General features: G+C 60.9%; 8 protein-coding genes. All 8 read right to left on the bottom strand.

The window, feature by feature from the left end:
* The coding region (locus AC1DLB_RS16085) for a TIGR00180 family glycosyltransferase (RefSeq protein WP_477785270.1) at positions 1 to 823 on the bottom strand (823 nt) is incomplete at its 3' end.
* 51 nt (positions 824 to 874) lie between these two features.
* Positions 875 to 1,612, bottom strand: coding sequence for a cephalosporin hydroxylase family protein (locus AC1DLB_RS16080; protein WP_064619523.1), 738 nt, complete (start codon positions 1,610 to 1,612; stop codon positions 875 to 877).
* Positions 1,613 to 1,628: 16 nt separating this feature from the next.
* Entirely contained in the window at positions 1,629 to 2,699 is a 1,071-nt protein-coding gene (locus AC1DLB_RS16075; protein WP_477785269.1) for a class I SAM-dependent methyltransferase, read from the bottom strand.
* A complete protein-coding gene (locus tag AC1DLB_RS16070; RefSeq protein WP_477744232.1) occupies positions 2,689 to 3,546 on the bottom strand; it encodes an NAD-dependent epimerase/dehydratase family protein in 858 nt (285 codons plus the stop codon). The genes AC1DLB_RS16075 and AC1DLB_RS16070 overlap by 11 nt, the downstream gene beginning before the upstream one ends.
* Positions 3,543 to 4,769, bottom strand: a complete 1,227-nt coding sequence (locus tag AC1DLB_RS16065) for a methyltransferase domain-containing protein (RefSeq protein WP_477744231.1) — start codon at positions 4,767 to 4,769, stop codon at positions 3,543 to 3,545. Before AC1DLB_RS16065 ends, AC1DLB_RS16070 begins: the two co-directional genes overlap by 4 nt.
* On the bottom strand, positions 4,766 to 5,326 hold the full coding sequence (locus AC1DLB_RS16060; RefSeq protein ID WP_064619535.1) for a dTDP-4-dehydrorhamnose 3,5-epimerase family protein: 561 nt from the start codon (positions 5,324 to 5,326) through the stop codon (positions 4,766 to 4,768). The genes AC1DLB_RS16065 and AC1DLB_RS16060 overlap by 4 nt, the downstream gene beginning before the upstream one ends.
* Entirely contained in the window at positions 5,323 to 6,405 is a 1,083-nt protein-coding gene (rfbG, locus tag AC1DLB_RS16055; protein ID WP_026286325.1) for a CDP-glucose 4,6-dehydratase, read from the bottom strand. Before rfbG ends, AC1DLB_RS16060 begins: the two co-directional genes overlap by 4 nt.
* Positions 6,387 to 7,160, bottom strand: a complete 774-nt coding sequence (rfbF, locus tag AC1DLB_RS16050) for a glucose-1-phosphate cytidylyltransferase (protein WP_019579550.1) — start codon at positions 7,158 to 7,160, stop codon at positions 6,387 to 6,389. The genes rfbG and rfbF overlap by 19 nt, the downstream gene beginning before the upstream one ends.
* Between the last annotated feature and the right edge of the window lie 167 nt (positions 7,161 to 7,327).

Raw genomic sequence — 7,327 nt, 5'->3', positions numbered from 1 at the left:
GGGCGAACTCTGCGGTCTGCTTCTGGTTCAGGTCACTGATGTCGGTCGGCAGCGTGGCGAGGAAACCGGCAAAGCGCTCACGCTCGGCGACCGAACGGGCGTCTTTGAAACTCAGGACGTGAATGATTTCGGTATTGTGATCCGAACGGCCGTAGTTGACCTCCCGCACCACATAAGGCATTGGCAGAATCCGCGCCTTGGCCCGCGCGAGCATGTAATACACATGGCCGATTTCCTGCCACTCGAAAATCGTGCCCTCCGGCATGGCCGCATACCAGTCCTGCAACAGCGAGGTGCGGTGCACCGCATAGAACGGCGGAATGTACTGGCCCATGTAGTCGAGCACGCGATCCTGCGCGCGCTCGGCGTTGTAATCCTCTTTTACCTTCTTGTCGCGACGGTAGTACTGCACATAGTTGGAGTGCGTCAGGTACATCAGGCAGTAGCCGTGGCACATGCCGTAATCAGGGTTGGCCTCGAGGAAGTTCACCGATTCGGTCAGTGCATCGTGCAGCAGGAAGTCATCGTCGGAAGCCAACACCATGTACGGCGTGGTGACCTGGCTGACGCCATACCCGAGCTTTTGCTGAAACCCCGTGTAGGTGAACTGCGGCAAATGACGATAGTCGACCGACGGAAAGTCGGTTGCGATGCGCTCATCGCCCTGCACGGACGAATCCAGCACCAGCACCTTGGCGGAGTAACGGCTGTAGTACTGCAAGGCGCGTCGCAGGAACGCCCTGCGGTTGTGGGTGATAACCACCACCGTGAACAGCTCGTTCAGCGGTGTCACGTTGGTTTGAGTGCTGCTTTGAACCTGCATTTTCCTATCCCCACAACCGGCCGATCGCCAAGTACCTGAAGCTGTTTTTGATTAACGAACGCGACGCAGATAGCCGTCCGGCGCCACGGTGATCAGCAGTTTGTTTTGCATCTGCTGGTCGATCTCGAAGTCCTTGTTCTCTTCCAGGTACTTCCACACCGCAGTTTTCGGGTTATCGCCCGGGCCCCATGGACGATCCGGGAAGAAATCGGCTGGCATGTCTTCGACCACGGTGTCCATGACCACGCAGTAGCTGTCCACCGACACCAGTGGTGCGTACAGGCGCAGTTCTTCCAGCACGTGATCGTGGGTGTGGTTGGAATCGAGCACCAGAATGACTTTCTTGCCTTCAGCGGCAGCACGCACTTGGGCGGCGATGGCCGGGTCGATGCTCGAACCTTCGATCATCGAGATGCGCTTGCTCATCGGGTGACTCTCGATGGCTTCACGGTTGTGTGCACGGATATCGAGGTCGATGCCCAGCACTTCGCCGTGGCCTTGCAGCTCCAGCAAGGAGGCGTAGTAAATGATCGAGCCGCCGTGGGCGATGCCGCATTCGATCACCAGGTCCGGTTTGACCTGCCAGATGATTTCCTGCATCGCCATCATGTCTTGTGGCAGCTGGATGATCGGACGGCCCATCCACGAGAAGTGGTAGCTGTACTTGTGCTTGGCCGATTCGTTGAAGAAATCCCGGGCCAGGCCGGTGAGTTTCTGGTCGTCACCCTGCTGGGCGATCTGTTCCCGGCATTCGGCTTCGAAGGCTTTATTGATGGTGTTGTCGGTCATTTTAGAATCTCAATAGTCACTGGAACGAAGCGCTGTCGACGGCGTGATAGACGTAGCGTCCACCGGTCATCCGCTTGATTTCTTCGAGGTAGTTGGAGTTCATCACAAACAGGTTGGCGCCTTCGGGCAAGGCATCCATGGCCTCTTGGGGCGAAGACACCCGCACGCCGCTCAGGGGCAGATAACGGCCCTGTTTGGCCGGGTTGATATCCACCACGCGATCCACCGCCACACCTGCGCGTTGCAGGAACAGCGAATAAATCACGCCTTTGGACGAGGCACCCCAGATCGCCGAACCTTGCTCGGGCGCCGCTTGAATGATCTGCACCGCGCGCTCGAGGCTGCTGGTGAAACCGTCCGGCAATGCCAGGCGCGGCACCGGTTGGTCCGGTGTCAGGCGCAGCGTGGCCAGGTCGGCGACGATGTACAGGTATTGGCCACCGAACAGGTGACCGGCCTCGTGCACGGTGCCGAACATCCGGCGCAGGTCATCGAGGCGGAAATAATTGACGTGTTCGTAGAACAGGTCGAACCAGGCGCGGTGCTCAAGAATCCAGTCGAAGCACGGCACTTCGATGTAGATCTGCCCGCCCTGATTGGCCTCGGCCATCTCGGCGAGAAAACTCACCGGGTCCTGGATATGCTCCAGCACATGCCGCAGCACGATAGCGCCCGCCGACAATCCCAGGCCGCGGGTGAACGGCGCCTTGATCACGTCGGCGTTGTCGCCTTCGTAGGCCGGGTCGATACCGGTGATGGCGTAGCCCAGGCCTTTGAGCAGCTCAAGAAAGTAGCCTTTGCCGCAGCCGACTTCGATCAGTTCCTGCCCCTTGAAGTGGTGGGCAATGATCCCTTCGACATCGCTCAGGTGCTTCTGGAACTGGCCGGAATGCGCCTGCTCGTTCTGATAGTCGGCGTCGTAGCTGAGCTTGTCGGCGTCGAAAGYCTGATTGAAGATCAGCCCGCTCGTCTCGTCCTGCACCAACAGCATGTCGGCGCTGGCCGAAGCCCTGGCCGACTCCGGGTCGGCAAAGGTACGGTTCTGCAACACCGGCAGGTCGGCGACCCGATACAATTCATGCCTCATGCTCTGCTCCCAGTAGCTGTTGCAAGCGGTCCGCCACGCCCCAGAACGCCATCGGTTCATGGGTCGGGTATGGGTAATGGCCCAGGTTCAAACGGATCGTCGCGCCACGCTCACGCAGCCGCTGTTCGACCAGCGCCCTGACCGATACCGGCTGGCCACTGGAACAATTGATCACGCCATCGAATTCGCGCTGTTGCAGGATCGTGGCGAGGTAATCGGCGGCCGTGTCGATCGCCAGGTAATCGCGCAACTGCTCGCCGGCCGACATGTTGAAGCTGTCGTCCCCGGCGTCGATTGCCCGGTCCAGCGCCGCCAGCAAACTGTTGGGGTTCTGCCCTTCCCCGTGCAGGTAGAACAGCCGCGCCCATTGCAGGGTGAAGGGCTGTTGGCGCTGCAGGTTTTCGAGGAATAGACGCAAAGTGTTCTTGGCCAGCCCGTAAGGGTTGCTTGGCCGCGCCTCGGTCTGCTCGCTGAGCGGCCCGCTCTGCAGGCCGTATTCGAAACAGGTGCCGGTGACCAACACCTGCAATACGCCCGCCTCGACCGCGCCCTTGATGAAGCGGTAATCGGCCATCAGGTTGTGTTCGAAGTGAAACAGCGCCTGATAATTCGGCAACCCCGGCCAGGCGAGATGCGCCAAGGCATCGACGCCATCGGTCAGCGCGGCGAAGTCCAGGTCGGCGGCATGAACGTCCGCGGCCACGAATTCCACGGCGTTGATCCACGGTAATTGCGCGGCGGTCTCGGCGTTACGCGCCACGGCCCGCACCTCGCAGCCACGGGCGAGCAAAGCCGCGACCAGATGTCGGCCGACGAACCCGGTAGCACCGGTCACCAGCACCTTCACAGTACGGTCAACTCAGGCACGGCGATCACGAAACGGCCGTCCCACTGACGCACCTGCGCCAGCTGCTGACTGACTTCGTGCAGCAAATTCCATGGCAATACCAGAACGTAATCCGGCTTTTCCAGATCGATCTGCGCCGGCGAAACGATCGGAATGCGACTGCCCGGCAAGTACTTGCCCTGCTTGTGCGGATTGGCATCGGCCACCCAGGCCAACAGGTCCGGTTTGACCCCGGCGTAGTTGAGCAAGGTGTTGCCCTTGGCCGCCGCGCCATAACCGACCACGCGCTTGCCGTCGGCCTTGGCCTGCAACAGGAAACGCAGCAATCCGTGCTTGATGCGTTCTGCTGCGGGCGCCAGGGTCGCGTAGTACTCGGGGGTTTTCACTCCCGCTGCCAGTTCGGCCTGCAACTGCTGTTGAACGGCTGGCTGCACCTCACGGCGAACACCGTCGGCACGCTGGACGAACACCCGCAACGAACCGCCATGGGTCGACAACTGGCTGACATCGAACACTTCCAGGCCATTGCGCTCGCACAAGGTCTGCACGGCAGTCAGGGACAGGTAGGAATAGTGCTCGTGATACAGCGTGTCGAACTGCTGCCCGGCCATCAGCGTCAGCAGTTGCGGAAACTCGAACGTCGCCACACCGGTCGGCTTGAGCAAGGTGGAGAAACCACCGAGGAAATCATTAATGTCCGGCACATGCGCCAACACGTTGTTGGCGGCCATCAGGTCGGCGGCCCAGCCTTCGTTTTTCAGTTGCGCGGCGGTGTCGCGACCGAAGAACAGTTCGCGAATCTCCAGGCCTTTTTCCCGCGCCGCTTGCGCAGTGCTACGGGTCGGTTCAACGCCCAGACAAGGGATGCCACGCCCGGCCACGTACTGCAACAGGTAACCGTCGTTGGCGGCGATTTCCACCACGCGGCTGTCAGCGGTCAGGCCGAAGCGTTCGACCATCTCGGCGACATAGCGCTCGGCATGGGCCAGCCAGGTGCTGGAGAACGAACTGAAATACGCATACTCGGCATCGAACAGGCTATCGGCGCTGGTGTAATCCTCGGTCTGCACCAGCCAGCACTGCTGACACACCGCGACCTTCAATGGCACCCATTGCTCGGCTTGTTCCAGGCGATCCGCGTGCACATAGGCGTTGGATGGCGGCGAGGTGCCGAGATCGATCAGCGGCAAGGCCAGATGAGTACCGCAACCACGGCAGTTCATAGACGCACTCCAGCGAAGTGTTCATCGAGCAAGGGATGGCTGGAATCCCTGGCTGACAGATTATTGACAGGCAACGGCCAGGCGATCGCCAGCCGTGGATCGTTCACCGACAACCCGCCCTCGTGCGCAGGTGCGTAATCAGCGCTGTGCAAGTAGAGCAATTCGGCGTCATCGGTCAGCGTCTGGAAGCCGTGGGCGAACCCCTCCGGGATCAGCAAGCTGCGACCGTCACCGGCCTTCAGGTGCTCGGCGTGCCAGTGCAGAAAGGTTTCGGAGTCAGGGCGCAAGTCCACCGCCACATCCCAGACTTCGCCGCGCAGGCAGGTAATCAACTTGGCTTCCGGCGCATTGGAGTTTTGATAATGCAGACCACGCACACTGCCCCGCTCACGAGTGCAGGAGTGGTTGATCTGGCGGATATGAAACGGCTGGCCGAAAGCGCTCAGGCTGCCTTCGCAAAACAACCGGGCGAAGTGCCCGCGATCATCTTCGAAGCGTTTGTGCTGCACGCTGAACAGACCGGCCAGCGGTAAGGCTTTCAACAAGAACTCGCTCACAACGCGCCTCGGTACAGGTTCAACTGGTTCAGGGTGACTTCACGCATGTCATCACCGTTCTGCCACGCCAGGTGCCAATCGAGGGTCTGGGTCAGGCACTGCTGCAACGACCAGCGCGGTTGCCAGGCCAACCGTTGACGGGCGCGACTGCTGTCCAGGCGCAGCAGGCCGGCTTCGTGCAAATCACTCGGCTCGATACGCAATCCGCGCGCTTGCGGCCAGCGGCTGGCGAGCAACTCCACCACTTCGCCGACGCTGCACATGTCCGCTTCGCTTGGGCCGAAGTTCCATGCGCCGGCAAACTGCGGGCCTTGCTCATAGAGGCCTGCGGCGAGTTGCAGGTAACCCGCCAAAGGTTCAAGAGCGTGCTGCCAGGGGCGCACGGCCTGCGGGTAGCGCAGGGTCACTGGTTGGTCGGCCGACCAGGCCTTGAGCACATCGGGAATCAGGCGTTCAGGCGCAAAGTCACCGCCGCCCAGCACGTTGCCAGCACGGGCGGTGGCCAACGCCAAGCCATGCTCGGCGTACTTGTCAGCCGGGAAAAACGAGGCAGCGTAAGACTGCGCCAACAATTCGCAACAAGCCTTGCTGCTGCTGTAAGGATCGTGACCGCCCAAGGCTTCGTCTTCGCGGTACGGCCACAGCCATTCCTTGTTGGCATAGACCTTGTCGGTGGTCACCAGCACACAGGCACGCACGCCGCCGACCTGGCGGATCGCTTCGAGCAGATTGAGCGTGCCCATGACGTTGCTGGAGTAAGTGCCAAGCGGATCGCGATAGCCTTCGCGCACCAGCGGTTGGGCCGCCAGGTGCAGGACGATTTGCGGCTGGGTTTCGACGATCAGTTCCAGCAAGGCGCCCAGATCACGCAGATCACCACGCTGATCGTTGATGCCCTCGTGTACCCGCGCCAGTTCGAACAGGCTCGGCTCGGTGGACGGATCGAGCGAAAACCCGCTGACCTCGGCCCCGAGGCTTTGCAGCCACAACGTCAACCAGCTGCCCTTGAAACCGGTGTGGCCGGTCAGCAGCACCCGTTTGCCACGCCAGAACTCCGGACTCAGGCCCATTGCTTCCATGGGGCCTCCCCGCTCTGCCACAGCGCTTCGAGGTGGTTCTTGTCGCGCAGGGTGTCCATCGGGTGCCAGAAGCCTTCGTGTTCGAAAGCCTTCAACTGTTCGTCCTGGGCCAGCCGGGTCAACGGCTCGGCTTCCCAAGTGGTCTCGTCACCGCCGATGTACGACAGCACTTTCGGCGACAGCACGAAGAACCCGCCATTGATCCAGCCACCATCGCCACGGGGTTTCTCGGTGAAACCGAGCACCTGATCGCCGTGACGCTCCAGGGCGCCGTAACGGCCCGGCGGTTGTACGGCGGTGACGGTCGCCAGACGACCGTGGGCGCTGTGGTAGTCCACCAGTTGACGGATATTGATATCGGAGACGCCATCGCCATAGGTGAAGCAGAACGCCTCTTCGTCCTTGAGGTAACGACCGGCGCGCAGCAAGCGGCCACCGGTCATGGTTTCCTCGCCGGTGTCGATGAGGGTGACGCTCCACGGCTCGCTGTAGTTCTGATGCACGTCCATGCGGTTGTTGCGCATGTCGAAGGTGACGTCGGAGGTGTGGAGGAAGTAGTTGGCGAAGAAGTCCTTGATCGCATAGCCCTTGTAGCCAAGGCAGATCACGAAGTCATGAATCCCGTGGGCGGAGTACTGTTTCATGATGTGCCAAAGAATTGGCTTGCCACCGATCTCGATCATCGGCTTGGGCTTGAGGTGCGACTCTTCGCTGATGCGCGTGCCCAGGCCACCCGCCAGAATTACTGCCTTCATCGTCTCCCCTCTTGTTCTTCACAGAGCTCGGCCAAGCTATTTCATGCTTTTGCGGGCTGTCTGGCTAAAACGCTCTGCCGTGTCAGGCGCTGGCGTACCGGCCGCAAGCGCTCGTTTTATGGCGATATGAGGGGGGACTTGCAGGAAACGCGCCAGCTCTTTCAGGT

It is taken from the genome of Pseudomonas sp. 05N434 (assembly GCF_056396965.1).
The sequence above is the reverse complement of the archived record's forward strand: the minus strand, read 5'-3'. Positions and strand labels throughout refer to the sequence as shown.

Excerpts from the sequence above, each read along its gene's own strand:
- rfbF (WP_019579550.1), bottom strand. The coding sequence starts at position 7,160 with ATGAAGGCAGTAATTCTGGCGGGTGGCCTGGGCACGCGCATCAGCGAA.
- AC1DLB_RS16080 (WP_064619523.1), bottom strand. The coding sequence starts at position 1,612 with ATGACCGACAACACCATCAATAAAGCCTTCGAAGCCGAATGCCGGGAA.
- AC1DLB_RS16065 (WP_477744231.1), bottom strand. The coding sequence starts at position 4,769 with ATGAACTGCCGTGGTTGCGGTACTCATCTGGCCTTGCCGCTGATCGAT.
- rfbG (WP_026286325.1), bottom strand. The coding sequence starts at position 6,405 with ATGGAAGCAATGGGCCTGAGTCCGGAGTTCTGGCGTGGCAAACGGGTG.